Consider the following 18,548-nt stretch of genomic DNA (forward strand, 5'->3'; position numbering starts at 1 on the left):
CAACCCATTCTTCGTGTATAAGGACGTCCCAATGAGCGAAACCGGCTCAGTGCCCACCGCTGCCCGCACCGCGCGGCTCGAGCGCACCACTAGCGAGTCCTCCGTCCTGGTGGAGATCAACCTGGACGGCGCGGGTGTCTCCGAGATCAGCACGTCGGTTCCTTTCTACGACCACATGCTGACTGCCCTGTCCAAGCACTCTTTGATCGACATGACCGTCAAAGCCACTGGGGACACCCACATTGACGTGCATCACACGGTGGAAGACGTGGCCATCACCTTTGGAGAGGTGCTTCGCACGGCATTGGGGAACAAGGCGGGCATCCGTCGCTTTGGCGAGGCAACGGTTCCTTTGGACGAGGCTTTGGCACAGGCCGTCGTCGATGTTTCGGGCCGTCCGTACCTTGTCCACGGCGGCGAACCTGCCGGCCAGGAGTACCACTTGATCGGCGGGCACTTCACCGGGTCCTTGACCCGGCACGTCTTTGAGGCGATCACCCTCCACGCCGGTATCTGCCTGCACATGAACGTTCTCGCCGGCAGGGATCCGCACCACATCGTCGAAGCCCAATTCAAGGCGTTTGCACGCGCCCTGCGCTCGGCAGTTGAGTCCGATCCCCGCGTTGAAGGCATTCCCTCCACCAAGGGCGCACTGTGAGCGGCCAGTCTGTGGCCGCTGGTGCCGTCACGGATGCCATAGCCTCGCGGAAGCCGGAATCTCCCGAGGGTAAGCCGACGGTGACGGTGCTGGACTACGGTTCCGGCAACGTCCGGTCCGCCGTTCGGGCACTCGAGCGTGCCGGAGCGCATGTCATTCTCAGTGCCAAGCCCGAGGACGTCCTGAATGCCGATGGCCTGGTGGTTCCCGGTGTCGGTGCTTTCGAGACGGTCATGCGGGAGCTCAAGGCCGTTGACGCCATCAGGATGATCGGGCGCCGCGTCGCCGGCGGGCGTCCCGTGCTGGCCATCTGTGTCGGGTTACAGGTTCTCTTCGAAGCCGGGGTGGAGCACGGCACCGAATCCGAGGGCATGGCCGAGTGGCCCGGCAAGGTGGAACTCCTTCCTGCCGCAGTGGTCCCGCACATGGGCTGGAACACCGTTGACGTGCCGGAAGGCTCCAAACTGTTCGCCGGCGTCGAGCAGGAACGCTTCTATTTCGTGCACTCGTACGGTGTGCAGGAATGGAATTTCGACGTCGTCCAGCCTCGCATGGCTCCGCCCCTGGTGACGTGGTCCGAGCACGGCGCACGATTTATTGCCGCCGTCGAGAACGGGCCCCTTTGCGCTACGCAGTTCCACCCGGAAAAGTCCGGCGACGCCGGGGCGCGGCTCCTGCGCAACTGGGTGGATAGCCTGCGCAAGCCGCAAGCACCCGTTGACCCTGGAACGGGAGTGGCCTAAATGTGGTCCGTGCTCCTGATGGGACTCGGTGGCCTGATGGTTGGCGGAGGAATCTCCTTCCATCAACAGAACAAGCCCCGATGGGTCTCGATTTCCTTCTACGCGTTGGCGGCGATGTCCTTGCTTGCGGCCTACCTGCTCACGCTGCCGGGCAAGTGACCGTGATCAATTGATCAGGATCCACTGATTACGCCCAACTCCGCTTCTGTCTCTGAACCGCTGCGTTCCCCTGACTCTCCTAGGACCTACATGACCACCTCACAGCCCATCCTGGAACTCCTGCCCGCCGTCGACATCGTTGAGGGCCAAGCAGTCCGGCTTTTGCAAGGTGAAGCGGGCTCGGAAACCAGCTACGGAACGCCCTTGGAAGCTGCGCTGAACTGGCAGGAAGCCGGTGCCGAATGGGTCCACATGGTAGACCTCGACGCCGCTTTCGGGCGCGGTAACAACGCGGACCTTATCAATGAGGTGGTCTCCCAACTCGACGTCAAGGTGGAATTGTCCGGTGGGTTGAGGGACGACGAGTCCCTGGAACGCGCCCTTGGCCTCGGCGTCGCCCGCGTTAATTTGGGAACTGCAGCTTTGGAAAATCCTGAATGGACCCGCCGCGCCATCGAACGCTTCGGTGACAGGATCGCCGTCGGGCTGGACGTTCGCGGCACCACATTGGCTGGCCGCGGCTGGACGAAAGAAGGCGGAGACCTGTGGGACGTCCTGGCCCGCCTTGAGGACGCGGGATGCGCCCGCTACGTGGTCACCGATGTCACCAAGGATGGTACTCTGCAAGGCCCGAACGTTGAGTTGCTGCGCCAAATGGTCGAGAAGACCGGCAAACCCGTGGTGGCCTCCGGCGGAATATCGAGCCTGGAAGACCTCCGGGTGTTGCGTGAGCTGGTTCCCGTGGGTGTCGAGGGTGCGATTGTGGGCAAGGCGCTGTACGCCGGCGCGTTCACTTTGCCCGAGGCCCTGGATGTTGCCGGCCGCCGCTGATGGCCGAGGAATCACGACGACGGGAATTGCCGGGGCATATCGCGGCGGCACTGGCCGGTGCTGGCGGAGCAACCGATTCAGCAGGACAGCCGTGGGCCGGTCGAAGCCTCAGTGGGGATCACGCCGTCATCCATAATTTCGACAACGACGACGGACAGCCCGACGCCGGGTACCTCGCCGCGGTCGGAGCGTTGTTGGATGGCACCGGCAGCGAGGCCGATGTTGTGGCCTCCCTGGCGACGGCGAGGGTCTTCGTTCCTGTTGTGGCGCAGCTTGCTGAGGAAGCCGATGGCGTTGACGGGCTGCATGCCGATAAACAAGCGGATATGGCGTTGGTCACCCTCACGGCTCCGGATGGCCGCAGGGCCATGCCCGTGTTCACCTCCTCTGCTGCCTTGGAGAACTGGCACGCCGAGGCGCGTCCGGTGGCCGTTTATGCTGCTCGTGCAGCGCTGTCCGCGGTGTCTGAGAATGCTCAACTTCTGGTTGTCGATCCCGGTTCGGCATACACCTTCGTGGTGCGGCGTCCAGCCATGTGGGCCTTGGCGCAGCAGCGGGACTGGACGCCGTCATACCTGGATGATCAACTGGAGTCTGCTCTCGCTTCAGCTGCTTCCGATTTCCCTGCCGTGCGGCGGCTGGAAACCAGACCCGGGGGAGGCCTCGCGTCTTTGACGGCAGACGGCCGTTCCGTGTCCGGTGGCGGTCCGGGGCCGGAACTGCAGGTAGTCCTGTTCCTCGATGACGGGCTGGATGCCACGGCGGTTCAAGCCCTGGTGGGCGGTCTCAACGAAGCGTGGGCGGGGTTGGAGTTGTTCGCTGAGAACGTGGACTCCATAGAAGTGAAATTGCAGCGCGCGGCGCAGGAGCCGCAGTTGCGTCAGTAAGGCAGTACCGGTTTCCCGGGACTGCCCCGGGGGAACCAGAGGAATCAACGCGTGAACTTCGCTCTCTACAAAGAGATGTTGGCCATCCGACCTGTCCGGCGTTTGTTGGTGGTGGGCATGGTGGCCCGCATACCGCACTCTGCAGCCGGTGTGCTGCTGACTTTGCATATCGTCCTGACCCTGGGGGAGGGCTACGCCGCCGCCGGTGCGGCCGCCGCGGTGATGACCATCGGCATCGCGGTGGGAGCTCCATGGCGCGGCCGGCGGGTGGACACGGTGGGGCTTCGGAAAGCGCTCATTCCTTCGGTGGTCTCGGAAACCGTTATCTGGTCGATCGTTCCGCACGTCCCTTACGAATGGCTGCTTCCCTTGGTTTTCGTGGGGGGACTCTTCACACTGCCGATATTCAGCGTGGTCCGCCAATCCTTGGGAGTGTTGGTGGACGGTGAGCAGCGGAGGTCAGCTTTCGCGCTCGATTCGATCGCCACGGAGATCGTGTTCATGATCGGACCGGCCGTCGGCGCCATCGTTGCGACCAGCGGGTTCGCTGCGGTGGGCCTCACCGCCGTCGGGGTTTCCGTCTCCGCGGCAGGTTTGTTCCTGATGTGGTTCAACCCGCCCACCCGCAGCGATAAGGCGAGCACGCCGCAGGAAACGCTCGAACAAGCGGCAGCCGATCTGGCCGCAGCCGAGGCCGCCGTTGTCGCTTCGGCACCTTCCCATGTTCAGGAAGCGGCATCCGAGATGGCTTCTTCCCGGTCAAGGGCGTCCGCCATGCGGGGCCGTGTGGCAAGGAATTTCAGTTGGTTTACCGTTGCCGTGGCGGCGTTGTTTGCCGTTGCGGCAGGTTCCGGGATGGTGCTGAGTGGTTCCGATGTGAGCATTGTCGGCCTGCTGCAGCGCGGTGGAAACCAAAACCAAATCGGAATCGTGTTCTTCTTCTGGTGCGCATCCTCCGTGGTGGGAGGGCTGATCTATGGAGCCATGAAGCGTCCCATCTCACCCATGCTCCTGCTCCTTGGTATGGCCGCCCTGACGATTCCCATGGGATTCGCGCACGACACCTGGACCTTGGCGTTCCTATCCCTGTTGCCGGGGTTGCTGTGCGCGCCGGTCCTGTCTGCTTCCTCCGAAAAAGTGGCCGACCTCGTGGATGAGGAGCGCCGCGGCGAAGCCATGGGATGGTACGGGTCAGCACTGACTGCCGGCGTGGCCCTCGGCTCACCCCTTGCAGGAGTCTTCATCGACGCGGTTGGACCCTCGGCCGGGTTTGCGGCAGTTGGCGTGGCAGGCGTTGTGCTGTGCGCTGCCGGATTCGCCCTCATGTCGCTGCGGCGCCGCACGGCCCGCGTCTGACAGCCCCGCCTCTGACAGCAGGAAAACGACGACGGCGGCCAGCACCCTGTGGGGCTGACCGCCGTCGGCAGTTCTGTGGCCTGAGCCGATCTGTTCTTTCGGCTGGCTAGTTCACCGGTCCAGTGAACTTCTCGCCCGGGCCCTTGCCCGGTGCATCGGGGATGATCGACGCCTCGCGGAAGGCCAATTGCAGGGAGCGCAGTCCGTCACGCAACGGACCGGCGTGCTGCGAGCCAATTTCCGGGGCGGCGGCCGATACCAGGCCGGCCAGTGCAGTGATCAACTTACGTGCTTCGTCGAGATCTTTGAGGTCTTCAGCGTTCGGATCGTCAGCAAGGCCGACCTTCACGGCCGCGGCACTCATGAGGTGGACCGCGCCGGTGGTAATGACTTCCACAGCCGGGACCTCGGCGATGTCGCGGATCTGCTGGGCTACCCCGGCGTCAGCGGCGGAGGTGGCGTCGCCGCCAAAGGAGTTGCGGGAATTGCTGTCTTCAGTACTCATACTGGTAAGCTTGTCACAGACCAACTGGAAGTCGTTATTTGCAGATGTTGGCCAGCAGTCAATCTTCCCGCCGCGTGAAATGTGCGCATGGCGGGTTATTTCTGTAGAATTGACTTTCAGTTTGCAAGCGGAGTTCTCTCCCACCCGCGTCAGCCGTTCCCCTCGGGGACAAGATCCCTTTGACGGGACAAGAGGTTGCCGGGTACTGGTCGGGCAGTTCGGGTGGTTTGACCTCCCAAACTGCGTGCTCCCACCGCGGAGCGCATCCGATCCTTGAGGCCTTCGATTGCACCCAGCAATTGGAGGCCTTCTCTATTTGCCGGTGATAATCACCACAACCACAGGAGCTTTAACATTAGCGAGCCAAGAATCAATGAGCGTATCCGCGTCCCCGAGGTGCGGCTGGTCGGCCCTGCCGGCGAACAGGTAGGAATTGTCCGCATCGAAGATGCTTTGCGTCTTGCTGCCGAATCCGATCTCGATCTCGTTGAAGTTGCCCCGCAGGCTAAACCTCCTGTTTGCAAGTTGATGGACTTCGGCAAGTACAAGTACGAAGCCGCTGTGAAAGCCCGTGAGGCCCGCAAGAACCAGACCAACACGGTTCTTAAGGAAATCCGTTTCCGCTTGAAGATCGACAAGCACGACTACGAAACCAAGCGTGGACATGCCCTTCGCTTCCTCGGCGCCGGTGACAAGGTCAAGGCCATGATCCAGTTCCGTGGCCGCGAACAGCAGCGTCCCGAGATGGGCATCCGCTTGCTGCAGCGCTTCGCTGAAGATGTTGCAGAGGTTGGGATCGTAGAGTCCAGCCCGCGCATCGATGGCCGCAACATGGTTATGGTGGTTGGCCCGCTGAAGAACAAGGCAGAAGCCAAGGCTGAAGCCCGCCGTGCTGTGCAGCGCGCTGAAGCCAAGGCCGAGAACGAAGCCAAGGCTGCTGGGCGTGTGGACACGACCGGTGACCAGGCTCCGCTGACGCAGTCCCTCGGTGACCTTCTTCCGGCAGGTTTCCTGACCAGCGACGACGAGTCGACTCAGGATGCTGTGGACGCGACTGAAGAGCTGACCCCGGAAACGGACGAGGCTCCGGCAGTCGAGGCGGCAGCAGAGGAAGCCCCCGAGGTTGAAGCGGTTGCCGTAGCTGAAGAGGTTCCGGCAGAGGAAGTTCCGGCAACGCCCGAAGCACCTGCTGCCAAGGAAGCCCCGGTAGTTGAAGAGGCTCCTGTTGCACAAGAGGCTCCTGCTGCTGCCAAGGAAGCCCCGGTCGCCAAGGCAGCTCCGGCTGCCAAGGAAGCTCCGGTCACCAAGGCAGCTCCGGCTGCAGCAAAGCCGGCGGTACCGGCAACTCCGAAGCCTGCAGTTCCTGCGGCTCCGAAGCCGGTCGCCAAGCCGGCTGCCCCGAAGCCGGCGGCACGTCCGGCAGCTCCCAAAGCTGCCCCGAAGCCGGCATCACGCAAGACCACCTAGTTCGACGCCTTGGAGGCATGGCCTCCTCCGGCAAGCAACCAGCACGCAGGCCCCTAGAGGCCGGCTGCACGAAAGAATCGCGGACTCGTCCGTGGATTACGTAAGGAGATCGGTTCCCATGCCGAAGATGAAGACCCACAGCGGTGCCAAGAAGCGCTTCAAGCTGACCGGTACCGGCAAGCTGAAGCGTCAGCAGGCCAACCGCCGTCACTACCTGGAGCACAAGTCCTCCACGCTGACCCGTCGCCTCGCCGGCGACAAGATCGTCTTCAAGGGCGATGCCAAGGTCATCAAGAAGATGCTCGGCGTCTAAGTTCCAAGTCATTGGTTGATGCCAACCGGCAGCAACCAACTACACCAAAAGCCTTCTCAGGCCGGCCGGATTCCCGGCAGTAGCAGCTTGGGATAAAGATTTCTGAAGGAGTACGCACGTGGCACGTGTGAAGCGGGCGGTAAACGCCCACAAGAAGCGCCGGGTTATCCTCGAACGCGCAAAGGGTTACCGCGGTCAGCGCTCGCGCTTGTACCGTAAGGCCAAAGAGCAGCTGCTGCACTCGTTTGTGTACAGCTACGGCGACCGCCGTAAGAAGAAGGGTGACTTCCGTCGCCTCTGGATCCAGCGCATCAACGCTGCATCCCGCGCCAACGGCCTCACCTACAACCGCCTGATCCAGGGCCTGAAGGCCGCTGAGGTTGAGGTTGACCGCCGTATGCTGGCCGAGTTGGCTGTCTCTGACGCCAACGCGTTTGCCGCTCTGGTGAACGTTGCAAAGGCTGCCCTGCCGTCTGACACGTCTGCTCCTGCCGCCAAGGCTGAGGTTGCAGCTCCCAAGGCTGCAAAGGTTGCTCCGGCTGCCGCTACGGCTACTGCTGTCAAGGCTGTTGTCACCGAGAAGCCGGCCATCGATGGCGCTATTGCCGCTGACGGCGACGAAGCTCCGGAAGGCCACGCCATCAAGGGCAACGCCGAGTCCAAGAAGTACCACGTTCCGGGTTCCACCTGGTACAACACCACGGCTGCTGAGTACTGGTTCTCCACCGTTGAGGCTGCAAAGGCTGCTGGCTTCGAGCCGGCCGGCGGCGAAGCCCGCCAGCAGATCAAGAACTAGTCGCAACTGCCACTAAAGTTCTTATATGAACCAAACCGGGCGCCCGCAAGACTTTCCGATGACCAACCCCCGAGCTGATCGGGTGAGGGATGTCGCAAAGCTTGCCGGGCGCCCGGCCCGTTTAAAGCGTGGGCGTTTCCTCGCTGAGGGGCCGCAGGCTGTTCGCGAGGCGCTGACCCTGCACCGTGAGCGTACCGCCCGTGGTGGTCCCGGCGTCGTGCATGAAGTATTCGCAAGTGCCGCGTGCCTGGACCGCCTACCCGAACTTGCCGACCTTGCCGAGGGGACACTGCTGCGGCTCGCCACCGACGAGGTTCTGGCCGCCATGGCGGACACCGTCAATCCGCAGGGGATAGTGGCCGTCTGCAGTTTTGTGGACGTGAGCCTGGATTCAGTGCTCGACGCCGGGCCCCGGCTTATCGCTGTGATGTGCCAGGTGCGCGACCCCGGCAACGCCGGGACAGTCCTGCGTGCTGCTGACGCCGCTGGTGCGGATGCCGTGGTCCTGACGGGCTCCAGCGTGGACATCTACAATCCAAAAGCCGTCCGTTCAACGGCCGGTTCGCTTTTTCACCTGCCGGTGGTCCTGGGCGCCGACGTCGAAGACGTGGTGGCGCGCTGCAAAGGGCTCGGAATCGGGATCCTTGCAGCCGATGGCTACGGAACACTGGACCTGGACCGGCTGCAGGACGAGAACGCTGCCCGCCGGCTCGGGCAAGCTTCCGTTGAGTCCCCTTACGCTTTGGAAAGGCCCACAGCGTGGCTCTTCGGCAATGAAGCCCAAGGTTTGTCCGAGGCCGAATTGGCACTGGCGGACCACCGTGTGGCGGTGCCGGTATATGGTGCCGCGGAAAGCTTGAACGTGGGAACGGCTGCCACTGTTTGCCTCTATGCAAGTGCCCGATCGCAGCAGGGTGCCAGAGTCCCAAATATGTAAACCGTGCCCCGGCCGGTACGGTATTGCTTGCAAGAACAGCCAATGGCGACTCTTCTTGGACACATCAGATTCTTTCCGGTTTTGAACTTTCCAGTATGTGAAAAGGTGGGGCTTTCATGGCTGCAGGTGGCGGTAGCAAGGCAATCGTGGCGGCACTGGCGGCTAACCTCGCCATCGCTGTGCTGAAGTTCCTCGCGTTCTTCCTCACGACGTCCTCGTCCATGCTGGCTGAGGCTATCCACTCCGTGGCCGATTCGGGCAACCAGGTTCTGCTGCTCGTTGGCGGCAAGCGGTCCAAGCGGGCTGCCAGCCCCGAGCACCCGTTCGGCTACGGCCGGGAACGCTACATCTACGCGTTCATCGTTTCCATAGTGCTCTTCAGTGTTGGCGGCTTGTTTGCCCTGTACGAGGCGTACGAGAAATTCCTGCACCCGCACGGCATAGAGGGCGATTTTTGGTGGGTTCCGCTGGTTGTTTTGGTGGGCGCCATCATTGCCGAGGGATTTTCGTTCCGGACCGCCATCAAGGAATCGAATCAGACCCGCGGTAAACAAACCTGGGTCAAGTTCGTGCGCAACGCCAAGCAGCCTGAGCTCCCCGTCATCCTGCTTGAGGACTTCGGGGCCCTTATTGGCTTGGTGTTTGCCCTGTTCGGCGTTGGCATGACGCTGGTCACGGGAAACGGCGTTTGGGATGCTGTTGGCACAGGCATGATCGGCTTGCTGTTGGTCTGTATCGCAGTGATCTTGGCCCTCGAGACCAAGTCCCTGCTCCTTGGCGAGTCGGCCACGCGGGAAGATGTTCTTCGGATTACTGCCGCACTGGAGGCCGACGGAACAGGCATCATCCACCTCAAGACCATGCACCTGGGGCCGGAGGAGCTGCTGGTAGCGGCAAAGATCAGTATCGGCGCGGCCGACACCGGCCGGGAAATTGCCCAGGCAATAGACGACGCCGAACGGCGGATCCGGACGGCTGTCCCGATCGCGCGGGTGATCTACCTGGAGCCCGACCTTGAGCGGGCGAAGCTGGAACAGGCTTAGCCCATCAGCTGACCAGTGGTCTCCGGCGCTCAAGCAGGCCACTGATCACCGCAACGGCGAGGCCGAGCATGGCCAGTACGGCGCCTACGAGGGCCGGAGCGGTGTACCCCCAGCCCCACGCGATGACTGTCCCGCCCAGGAACGCTCCCAAGGCGTTGGCAACGTTCAGGGCCGAGTGGTTCAGCGAAGATGCCAAGGACGCGGCGCCGGGGGCTGCGTCCAAAAGCCTGGTTTGCAGTGCTGGTGTGAGCATCGAGCCGGTGCCGCCAACAACGAACGCCATGCAGAAAGCTGCCGGCGCCCAGTGGGCGGAGATCGCGTAGACCACAAGGGCTGCTGCGATTCCGGGCATCACCCAGTAGATGGTGCCCATGACGGATTTGTCTGCGATCCGCCCGCCAATGATGTTGCCTGCAACCATTCCGAGTCCATAAAGGGCAACGACGGCGGGAAGGAGGCTTTCCGGGATGCCGGCCACGGAGGTCATCGTGTGAGCTATGTAGGTGTAAACGGCGAAGAAACCGCCGAAACCAATGATGCCGATCAGGAGCGCCAGCCACACTTGGAGGCGTTTGAGGGCGCCGAGCTCGCGCCGGATGCTGGCTTCAGGATGCGCGGCTTCAAAGGGAACGAACTTCCAGATCAGGACGACGGTCAGGAGCCCGATCGCGCCGACGATGATGAACAGCAGCCGCCAGCCGAAGGTCTGGCCAACCCAGGTAGCCACTGGCACGCCGATCACGTTGGAGACCGTCAGGCCTGCCATGACCATGGAGATCGCCCAGCCCCGTTTGGTGGGGGCGACCAAGCCGGCGGCTATCACTGCTGCCACGCCGAAGAAAGCCCCGTGTGGGAGACCGGAGGCAAAGCGTGAGAAGAGCATGAGGCCATAGTCAGGGGCTATGAAAGAGGACAGGTTCGCCAACGAAAGGAAGAGCATCAGGCCCAGCGCCAAGTGTTTCCGGGGAAGTTTCGCCCCGACGGCCGCGAACACCGGCGCTCCGATGACTACGCCGAGGGCATATGCGGAAATCAGGTTGCCGGCTTCAGGTGTGCTGATGTGCAGGCCGCCTTCTATCTCCTTCAAAAGTCCCATCATGGCGAACTCTGTGGTTCCAATGGCGAACCCGCCCGTGGCCAAGGCCACGATGGCCAAGCCAAGGTGGCGTTTTGCCCGCGTGGCGACGGTGGAGGGGGACACAGTGGTAGTCATAGACCTGTTTCTGGAGGGCGCCGGACCGGCTGGGAGAGCGGAGAAAATCCGATTACTAGTCTAGTCCCGTCGTTGGAGTAAAGGGCGGCTTTGTGACAAGGCCCATGGTTCGCAGTGGCCCTAGACTGTTGCGGTGACTGCACTGATACATGTGGTGGGCGCCGCCGTCGTCGACTCCTTGGATGCCCCGACCCGACTCTTGGCCGCGCGCCGTACCGCACCTCCGCAATTCGCCGGGATGTGGGAGTTTCCGGGCGGCAAAGTGGAAGCCGGGGAGTCGCCGGAGGCAGCACTTCACCGTGAGCTGGCCGAAGAGTTGGGCGTTGAGGTGCGGCTCGGGACGGAATTGGCCTCCGGAGAGGAGCACGGTTGGCGGCTGAATGATCGGGCCGTGATGCGTGTCTGGTTCGCTGAGCTCGTTGTCGGCGAACCACGGCCCCTGGAAGATCATGATGAACTGCGGTGGGTCACCGTGGGTGATCCTGCGCAGGTGCTTGGGCTCAGCTGGATTCCTGCCGACCTGCCGATCGTCATGGAGTTGCTGGACCACGTGAGCGCATTAGCTTAGGCGCGGCCGCTTAGGCCGCGGTGATTTAGGGCGGTATGCCTGCTGGGCCTCAGAACAGCGGCTGTTGACCGTTGAGGGGAGCCCCTGCTCCCGGCCCCAGCGGAGTTGTTCCGGGCATGGAATCGGTCCCTTGCCGGGTGCGACCGGCAGCCCGGGCGTTCCGATGGCTGAAGCCTTGGGTGGCCGTGAACCCGTACTTTGCCTTGAAGTGATTGACTCTGTGGGACAGCCACGTGCGGTATTCCTTGGACGCGTATGAGCCTTGGCCGTAGAGGCGACGATATTTCCCCACCAACTCCGGGTGCTGCTCCGCGAGCCATTTCATGTACCACTCGCGTGTTCCAGGCTTGAGGTACAAGGCTCCTGCAGTGACCCCCGTAGCGCCGGCCTTGGCCAGTTCGCTGAATAAGGAATCAAGGGCCGCGTCCGAATCGGTGAGCCACGGCAATATGGGCATAGCCATGACTCCGCATCCCAAACCGGCATCGCGAAGGCGGGCGATAAGTTTGAGGCGCGCCCTGGGGGAGGGGGTGCCGGGCTCGATGAGTTCCGCGAGGTCCTCATTGGTCATGGCCAAGGAGATGCCAAGGTCAACCGGAACCTGCGTCGCCGCGTGCTTGAGCAGCGGAATATCGCGAGCCAGGAGGGTGCCCTTGGTCAAGATGGAAAACGGTGTCCCCGAATCTGCGAGTGCCCTGATGATTCCGGGCATCAAGGCGTACCGGCCCTCGGCGCGCTGGTACGGGTCGGTGTTGGTGCCAAGCGCTACCTGATGCCGGGCCCAGGAAGCCTTGGCGAGTTCACGGGTCAGCACCTCCGCGGCGTTGATCTTGACCACCACCTGGGAATCGAAATCACGCCCGGCGTCGAACTCCAGATAGGTGTGGGTCTTGCGTGCGAAGCAGTAGACGCACGCGTGGCTGCAGCCCCGGTAAGGGTTCACCGTCCATTCGAACGGCATGTTGGAACCGGGCGGCACCTTGTTGAGCACTGACTTTGCGGTGACCTCATGGAAGGTGACTCCGGAGAATTCAGGTGTTGAGATGGAACGCACAAGCCCGGACAGCGGTAGCAGGGCGTCCAAAGCCGGGGCAAGGCCCGGAAGCCCGCCGCCGTTTTCACGTGCCGTTCCACGTGCGGGTGAAAGTGCTTGCGCGTCCCATCTCATAACCCCTATTCGAATGTATGTTCGAATGAATGTCAAGGCGTTCACATCGGCGTCGCCCACATTTGGGCAGCGGCCTCCGCAGCGCCGTCGGCCCCGGCGAATCACCACTGTGGCGTTCTACTAGACTGTGGGGTAGTGCCCGCCGTACCCGGTGAGCGCTACCTTTTCGTTTTGCAGGCTGGCTTGCCGGCCGCTCCCTACTCGTAGCTAAGAACAGTAGATGACTGACACTTTGCCAGGCGCTGCCAGCCCCAATCCGCTGGACGAAGCCGCCATCACCGCCGCCGTCGAGGATGCCGTCGCAGCAATTGCCGCCGCGTCCTCCCTTGAAGAACTCAAGGCCGTCCGCCTCGCGCACACGGGTGAGAAGTCGCCCCTCAGCCTGGCCAACCGTGAAATTGGCTCGCTGGCCAAGGAGCACAAGGCAGCCGCAGGCAAGCTCATGGGCTCCTCCCGTGGGCGTGTCAACCAAGCGCTCGCAGCCCGTACCCAGGTGCTCGAAGCGGAGAATGACGCCCGCATCCTGGTGGAGGAAACCGTCGACGTCACGGCAGCGCCTCGTCGTCGTCGTGCCGGTGCCCGGCACCCGTTGTCGACCTTGCAGGACCGTGTCTCGGACATCTTCGTCGGGATGGGTTGGGAAATTGCCGAAGGTCCCGAGGTGGAATCCGAGTGGTTCAACTTCGACGCGCTGAACTTCAAGCCTGATCACCCGGCGCGTGAAATGCAGGACACATTCTTCGTGGAGCCGCCTGAGGCGCATCTGGTGATGCGCACGCACACCTCCCCGGTGCAGGTTCGCTCCATGTTGGAGCGGGACGTGCCCATTTACGTGCTGTGCCCAGGCAAGGTGTTCCGCACCGATGAACTCGATGCAACCCACACGCCGGTGTTCCACCAGTTCGAGGGACTCGCTATCGACAAGAACCTCAGCATGGCTGATCTACGCGGCACGCTGGAGCACTTCGCACGCCAGATGTTCGGTGACGAAGCTTCTATTCGGCTTCGCCCCAACTACTTCCCGTTCACGGAACCCTCCGCCGAGCTGGACATCTGGCACCCGGGCGCCAAGGGCGGGCCGCGCTGGATCGAGTGGGGTGGCTGCGGCATGGTCAACTCCAACGTCCTGCGGGCGGCAGGTATTGATCCGGATATCTATTCAGGTTTTGCCTTCGGCATGGGCATTGAGCGGACGCTTATGTTCCGCAATGAGGTCGGCGACATGCGCGACATGATCGAAGGCGATGTACGTTTCAGCGAGCACTTCGGGATGGAGATCTAACAGTGCGTATCCCACTTTCCTGGTTGCGTGAATTCGCGCAGGTTCCGGCAGATGCAACGGCCGAAGACGTCATGGCGGACCTGGTAAGGGTCGGTTTCGAAGAGGAGGACGTCCACCGTCCCACGAACGAACTCAGCGGTCCGATCGTCGTCGGCCAGGTGTTGAGCTTGGTTAAGGAACCCCAGTCCAATGGCAAGACCATCAACTGGTGCCAAGTCCGCGTCGTGCCTGAAGGACAGGAGCAGACGCTCAGCGGTAAGGGCATCGATCCTTCCGGCGTGCAGGGCATCATCTGCGGTGCGCACAACTTCGTTGAAGGTGACAAAGTTGTGGTCACCCTTCCCGGAGCAGTCCTGCCTGGAAACTTCCAGATCTCGGCTCGGAAGACGTACGGGCACCTGTCCGCCGGCATGATCGCCTCCGTCCGTGAACTCGGTATCGGCGATGACCATGATGGCATTTTGGTGCTTTCCCGCATTGGTCTCGATCCCGAGGTGGGCACCGACGCGATGGAACTCCTGGGCTTGTATGACCAAGCCGCAGAGATCAACGTCACCCCTGACCGGGGATACGCGTTCTCCATCCGCGGCGTCGCGCGTGAGTACGCCCACGCCACCGGAACGTCGTTCGTGGATCCCGCATCGCGGGTCACCGCACCTGCTTCACTGCACGGTGGTTACGGAGTGAAGCTCAACGACGACGCCCCGATCTACGGCAAGCAAGGTTGTGACCGCTTCGTGGCGCGAACCGTCCGTGGAGTGGACCCTTCACGGCCCACCCCGCCATGGATGGCCGCGCGGCTGCGTCTTGCCGGCGTGCGGTCGATTTCGCTGCCCGTGGACATCTCCAACTACGTCATGCTTGAGCTCGGACAACCGAACCACTGCTACGACCTCGACAAGCTGACCGGCGACATCGTGGTCCGCCGCGCCGTCGCGGGTGAGAAGATCACCACACTCGATGACAAGGAACGCAAGCTCGACGCCGAGGACCTGCTGATCACGGACCACTCCGGAGCCATCGGCATCGCTGGCGTCATGGGCGGCGCGCACACTGAAGTCTCGGACTCCACCACGAACATCCTGGTGGAAGCGGCACACTTCGACGAGGTATCCATTGCCCGTTCCCGCCGGCGCCACAAGCTCCCCTCAGAGGCCTCCAAGCGCTTCGAACGTGGCGTGGACTGGCACATCGCCGGGATCGCGGCCCAGCGCGTCGTCGACCTTTTGGTGGAGTTGGCTGGTGGCACCGCAGACGAGAACGGGACCGACGTCGGGACCGCGCCGGATGCCGTCACCATTGAGCTGCCGGCTGGTTACCCGTCCGCGCGGATCGGCATCGACTTCAGCGAGGAGCAGATCACCACCTCGCTCCAGGACTTGGGTGCAGTGGTTGAGAAGGGCGGCCCCGGCTACCTGGTCACGGCTCCGAGCTGGCGCAATGACCTCGAGACCAAGGACGACCTCTCCGAGGAGATCGCCCGCTTGGTCGGTTACGACATGATCCCGGCCACCTTGCCGGTGGCCCCTCCTGGGCGCGGTCTCAGCCGCACCCAGCAGCAAAAGCGGCGGGTCGTCCAGGCGCTCGCGGACGCCGGCCTGACCGAGGTGCTGTCCTACCCCTTCGTTACGAAGGCGGCAAACGACACCTTCGGTGTTGCCGTGGAGGGCCAGGCCCGTCCGGCCCTGAAGCTGGCCAACCCGATCAGCGAGGAGCACGGATACCTTCGGACCTCCATCCTGCCCGGGCTCATCGAGGTTGCCCGCCGAAACCACTCGCGCGGATTCCGGGACCTCGCGCTGTATGAGGCCGGTTCGGTCTTTCTCCCCGGCGAGAAGCTCGGTACCGGGTCCATCCCGCCGCTGGGCGTCAAGCCCACGGATGAGGTTCTTGATGAACTGTACGACGGCGTCCCCCACCAGCCGCTTCACATCGGCGCCCTCCTGACCGGCCATGATTCCCCAGCCGCGGCGACTCACAAGCCGCGTGCGTGGGACTGGGCCGATGCCATCGACGTTGCCCGGATCATGGCCGACGTCCTGGGGGTCGAGCTGGTTGTAAGCCAAGGCAGCCATCAAGCCTTCCACCCGGGTCGTGCCGCCCAGCTTGCGCTGCGAAACGGTGACGTGGTGGGTTACGCGGGCGAGCTTCACCCGAAGCTCCTCGCATCCCACGACATGCCGGCTCGCTCCGTGGCTCTTGAGGTCAATGCAGAGGCTCTGTTCGAGGCGGCCGCTGACGTGATCGTTGCCAAGCACATCTCAGGGTTCCCCGTTGCGACGCAGGACGTCGCCTTGGTGGTTCCCGAAGGTGTGCCCGCGGATGAGGTGCTGGCCGCGCTGCGTGAAGGCGCTGGGGAGCTCCTCGAGGACGTTGCACTGTTCGACGTGTACGTTGGACCGGGCATTGAGGACGGGAAGAAATCGCTCGCTTTCGGGCTGCGTTTCCGTGCCGAGGACCGCACGCTGACCGCTGACGAGGCTTCCGACGCCCGCGCGGCAGCAGTGGCTGTCGCCGCGGAGCGATTTGGGGCTATTCAGCGCTGATATTTCTCGAGTAGGGCAAAGATCCCCGGGGCCATTGGTCCCGGGGATCTGAGGGAGGGTGTTGTGCCGGTGTTTGCGCTTCGCCGCCTCGGTGGCGTGCCCCTTCCAGATGACATCCCCGAGGCGCTGGGGGAGCCGGCTTACCAGCGTGCGTCCCGGTTCGCCAACCCTGCGGACCGGGATGGGTTTGTCGCCGGCCGGATCTCCCTCCAAGAATTTGCCGGGTCGCTCCTCGATGTGGAACCCACAAGGCTGGTCCCCGCTTACGACTGTCCGCAGTGCGGTCCCGGCCGAGACCACGGCCGCCCCGGTTTCACGCTCGACGGCGGCCCCGCACCTCTGGCGCTCAGCGCCTCCCGGGCGTCGGGCTGGGTGCTACTCGCCGGCGTCGTGCATCCGCCCGAGGGCCTCCGCCTGGGAGTGGACCTTGAAACGGTAGCTAGGGTTGACTTCGACGGCTTCGATAACGTTGCCCTGACCGAAAACGAGCAACGGTATCTGCTGACGGTGCCTGACGTGCAACGGGCCGTCGAGCGCGCACGCTTGTGGGCGCGCAAGGAGGCGTGGCTGAAAATGACGGGGGAAGGGCTGCGGCATAACCCCGCAGAAGTGGATGTCCAGGACCTGGCAGGCCTGTCCGACCTAGACGGCCTGTCCGAGCTCAATAGCCTGTCCGACCTCGGCGGCGCGGACCTACCGGGCGGACTTGTGGCGGCATTCGCACTGGGTTGAGCACTTAGCGCAGGGGTGGCAGCGCGGCTTCGTAAAGCCATGGCCGCAGCACCGCAGCAGCATCGAATCCCGGGATAAACGCATCCGCAGCTTCCACCAGCATTTCGCTTGAAATCGAGCCATGGCGGTTGGCGCCGGTCCAGTGCTGAAGGAAACTGAAGAAGGCTATATCGCCGGCAGCAACCCGCAGGGCATGGACAGCCAAGGCTCCGCGCTTGTAGACGCGATCGTCAAACATCAGCTCCGGGCCGGGGTCGCCGACCAGAAGGTCCTGGGGTCCGGCGTCGAGCTTCTTCCACGCCGCCGACGCGCGGTCGGCGACGGTCATGGTCCTGGATTCCTCGGACCACAACCATTCCGCGTAGCAGGCGAATCCTTCGTGGAGCCAGATGTCCTTCCAAGTGGTGACAGTCAGCGAGTTTCCAAACCATTGGTGGGAGAGTTCGTGGGCGATCAGGCGCTGCGCCTCCCACGCCTCACTCAGGTGGTTGCGGCCAAATATGGACAGCGTCTGTGCTTCGAGTGGAATTTCGAGCTCATCCTCGGTCACCACAGAGGTGTAATCGGCGAAAGGGTATGGTCCAAAGCAGTCCTCAAACGTCCGCATCATGTCCGGCTGGCGGCCCAAGCCCCTGCGCGCGGCGTCTGCAAGGTCAGGCGTGACGGCCGCGAATTGGGGAACACGGTGATGGTGATCGTCGCGGTTGAGCGAAACCATGAGGTAGCGGCCGATTTGGACTGTTGCCAGGTAGGTGGCCATGGGCTCGGCGTGCTCATAAACCCAGGTCTCGCGGCTGGACTTGCGGGACCTGGACACAAGCCGCCCATTGCACACGGGGCGGTAGTTCTCATCCGTGGTAACCGAAATCAGGAAGCTCGACTTGCTGCGGGGATGGTCGTTGCAGGGAAACCACGAGGCGGCGCCGTTGGGCTGTCCGGCCACCAGCACGCCGTCGGTCAATTCTTCCCAGCCCACATCCCCCCACAGCCCCCTTCGCGGTTTCGGGTTACCCTCATAGCGGATCTCGAGCGTGAACTGCTGGCCCGGTTTCAAGGTGGAGGCGGGGGTGAGTACCAGGTGTTCGGCGCGGTGGTTGAACTTCTGGAGCTTCTTGCCGTCCAGTTGAATTTTGCTGGCCCGCAATCCCACCAGATCCAAGACGACCTGCCGCAGGGGCTCCAGGGCAGTGCACAGCAGGACCGCCTTGCCGATCAGCCTGTTGGAGCCCAGCCTCACATCGAGATCCAGTTCGTACCGATCGACGCGATAACTGGTACTGCCATGGTTCAAGGTGTAGGGGTCCGCTGGGTTCGGGGGAGAGCTGGTGGGGTGGGTCATGGTCT

The 18,548-nt window shown here is 63.1% G+C and carries 19 protein-coding genes; 15 read left to right on the forward strand and 4 right to left on the reverse strand.

The genetic code is table 11. The annotated features are described in order from the left end of the window. Nucleotides 1-31: 31 nt before the first annotated feature. The 6 genes from hisB (at nt 32) to QRN42_RS15460 (ending at nt 4,634) form a co-directional block, all read left to right on the forward strand. Entirely contained in the window at nt 32-658 is a 627-nt protein-coding gene (gene hisB, locus QRN42_RS15435) for an imidazoleglycerol-phosphate dehydratase HisB (protein WP_284980026.1), read from the forward strand. Next, on the forward strand, nt 655-1,401 hold the full coding sequence (gene hisH, locus QRN42_RS15440; protein ID WP_284980027.1) for an imidazole glycerol phosphate synthase subunit HisH: 747 nt from the start codon (nt 655-657) through the stop codon (nt 1,399-1,401). The genes hisB and hisH overlap by 4 nt, the downstream gene beginning before the upstream one ends. After that, the gene (locus QRN42_RS15445; RefSeq protein WP_284980028.1) at nt 1,402-1,560 is read left to right on the forward strand and encodes a CG2302 family histidine operon protein; all 159 of its coding nucleotides are present in this window, start codon (nt 1,402-1,404) and stop codon (nt 1,558-1,560) included. 90 nt (nt 1,561-1,650) lie between these two features. Continuing rightward, nucleotides 1,651-2,391 carry a bifunctional 1-(5-phosphoribosyl)-5-((5-phosphoribosylamino)methylideneamino)imidazole-4-carboxamide isomerase/phosphoribosylanthranilate isomerase PriA gene (gene priA / locus QRN42_RS15450; protein WP_284980029.1) on the forward strand — a complete coding sequence of 247 codons (741 nt, stop codon included), beginning with the start codon at nt 1,651-1,653 and terminating at the stop codon, nt 2,389-2,391. Continuing rightward, nucleotides 2,391-3,278 carry an SseB family protein gene (locus QRN42_RS15455; protein ID WP_284980030.1) on the forward strand — a complete coding sequence of 296 codons (888 nt, stop codon included), beginning with the start codon at nt 2,391-2,393 and terminating at the stop codon, nt 3,276-3,278. The genes priA and QRN42_RS15455 overlap by 1 nt, the downstream gene beginning before the upstream one ends. 51 nt (nt 3,279-3,329) lie before the next feature. After that, entirely contained in the window at nt 3,330-4,634 is a 1,305-nt protein-coding gene (locus QRN42_RS15460; protein WP_284980031.1) for an MFS transporter, read from the forward strand. 106 nt (nt 4,635-4,740) lie between these two features. Here the strand turns inward: QRN42_RS15460 and QRN42_RS15465 are convergent, their stop codons facing one another. Continuing rightward, nucleotides 4,741-5,139: a DUF1844 domain-containing protein gene (locus tag QRN42_RS15465; RefSeq protein ID WP_284980032.1), complete on the reverse strand. Its 399-nt coding sequence runs from the start codon at nt 5,137-5,139 to the stop codon at nt 4,741-4,743. 396 nt (nt 5,140-5,535) lie between these two features. Between QRN42_RS15465 and infC the strand changes: the two genes are divergently transcribed. The 5 genes from infC to QRN42_RS15490 all read left to right on the forward strand — a co-directional run bounded on the left by infC (nt 5,536) and on the right by QRN42_RS15490 (nt 9,695). Beyond that, entirely contained in the window at nt 5,536-6,606 is a 1,071-nt protein-coding gene (gene infC, locus QRN42_RS15470; protein WP_502869515.1) for a translation initiation factor IF-3, read from the forward strand. 118 nt (nt 6,607-6,724) lie between these two features. Next, a complete protein-coding gene (rpmI, locus tag QRN42_RS15475) occupies nt 6,725-6,919 on the forward strand; it encodes a 50S ribosomal protein L35 (protein WP_059387794.1) in 195 nt (64 codons plus the stop codon). Between the two features lie 118 nt (nt 6,920-7,037). Then, nucleotides 7,038-7,715: a 50S ribosomal protein L20, sunset domain variant gene (gene rplT / locus QRN42_RS15480; RefSeq protein ID WP_284976630.1), complete on the forward strand. Its 678-nt coding sequence runs from the start codon at nt 7,038-7,040 to the stop codon at nt 7,713-7,715. 25 nt (nt 7,716-7,740) lie between these two features. Next, entirely contained in the window at nt 7,741-8,652 is a 912-nt protein-coding gene (locus QRN42_RS15485) for a TrmH family RNA methyltransferase (RefSeq protein WP_284980033.1), read from the forward strand. A 116-nt stretch (nt 8,653-8,768) separates the two neighbouring features. Next, a complete protein-coding gene (locus QRN42_RS15490; RefSeq protein ID WP_284980034.1) occupies nt 8,769-9,695 on the forward strand; it encodes a cation diffusion facilitator family transporter in 927 nt (308 codons plus the stop codon). A gap of 4 nt (nt 9,696-9,699) precedes the next feature. Here QRN42_RS15490 and QRN42_RS15495 read toward each other — a convergent pair whose 3' ends face one another. Further along, nucleotides 9,700-10,908 carry an MFS transporter gene (locus QRN42_RS15495; protein ID WP_284980036.1) on the reverse strand — a complete coding sequence of 403 codons (1,209 nt, stop codon included), beginning with the start codon at nt 10,906-10,908 and terminating at the stop codon, nt 9,700-9,702. A 133-nt stretch (nt 10,909-11,041) separates the two neighbouring features. Between QRN42_RS15495 and QRN42_RS15500 the strand changes: the two genes are divergently transcribed. Next, a complete protein-coding gene (locus QRN42_RS15500; RefSeq protein ID WP_284980037.1) occupies nt 11,042-11,476 on the forward strand; it encodes a (deoxy)nucleoside triphosphate pyrophosphohydrolase in 435 nt (144 codons plus the stop codon). Nucleotides 11,477-11,525: 49 nt separating this feature from the next. On the opposite strand, the gene QRN42_RS15505 is transcribed toward QRN42_RS15500, so the two are convergent. Continuing rightward, nucleotides 11,526-12,644, reverse strand: coding sequence for an Rv2578c family radical SAM protein (locus tag QRN42_RS15505; RefSeq protein WP_284980038.1), 1,119 nt, complete (start codon nt 12,642-12,644; stop codon nt 11,526-11,528). A gap of 220 nt (nt 12,645-12,864) precedes the next feature. On the opposite strand from QRN42_RS15505, the gene pheS reads away from it, so the two are divergent. From pheS to QRN42_RS15520, 3 genes are all read left to right on the forward strand, one after another. Beyond that, on the forward strand, nt 12,865-13,926 hold the full coding sequence (gene pheS / locus QRN42_RS15510; protein ID WP_284980039.1) for a phenylalanine--tRNA ligase subunit alpha: 1,062 nt from the start codon (nt 12,865-12,867) through the stop codon (nt 13,924-13,926). Between the two features lie 2 nt (nt 13,927-13,928). Further along, on the forward strand, nt 13,929-16,472 hold the full coding sequence (gene pheT, locus QRN42_RS15515) for a phenylalanine--tRNA ligase subunit beta (protein ID WP_284980041.1): 2,544 nt from the start codon (nt 13,929-13,931) through the stop codon (nt 16,470-16,472). Between the two features lie 96 nt (nt 16,473-16,568). Next, nucleotides 16,569-17,204: a 4'-phosphopantetheinyl transferase family protein gene (locus tag QRN42_RS15520; protein WP_284980042.1), complete on the forward strand. Its 636-nt coding sequence runs from the start codon at nt 16,569-16,571 to the stop codon at nt 17,202-17,204. A gap of 4 nt (nt 17,205-17,208) precedes the next feature. Here QRN42_RS15520 and QRN42_RS15525 read toward each other — a convergent pair whose 3' ends face one another. Further along, nucleotides 17,209-18,543, reverse strand: a complete 1,335-nt coding sequence (locus QRN42_RS15525) for a M1 family metallopeptidase (protein WP_284980043.1) — start codon at nt 18,541-18,543, stop codon at nt 17,209-17,211. Between the last annotated feature and the right edge of the window lie 5 nt (nt 18,544-18,548).

The sequence above is a fragment of the Arthrobacter sp. fls2-241-R2A-200 genome, from assembly GCF_030209745.1.
In the GTDB taxonomy this organism is placed as follows: Bacteria; Actinomycetota; Actinomycetes; order Actinomycetales; family Micrococcaceae; genus Arthrobacter.